Raw genomic sequence first — 292 nt, forward strand, 5'->3', positions numbered from 1 at the left:
CGGTAAAACGATAAAAGGCCGTCTGAACGTTTTCAGACGGCCTTTAGTTTATGTTTTAAATGCCTACTTATCCGGCAGATAAATTATTTCTCCTTAAAAATAGCTCCGACAAACGTCATTTTTGGATTGCCGCGCTCAACTTGATAGAGTTGCGCGTACTGCGCCTGCGCAAAATTTCCTGCCTGTCCGGCATGATGCTCCGCCAGTTTTTGCGCCAATAACATGACCGCCAATTTTTTATTGGTATGCTGACTGCGTTCGCTCTCGACCCGCACGGAAATGCCGCTTTCTT

At 46.2% G+C, this 292-nt stretch carries 1 protein-coding gene; it reads right to left on the bottom strand.

The features are described 5' to 3' along the window. Window positions 1–83: 83 nt before the first annotated feature. The coding region (locus tag ACTHS3_RS17680; RefSeq protein ID WP_440368726.1) for a peptide chain release factor family protein at window positions 84–292 on the bottom strand (209 nt) is incomplete at its 5' end.

Source organism: Neisseria sp. P0009.S007, from assembly GCF_051962515.1.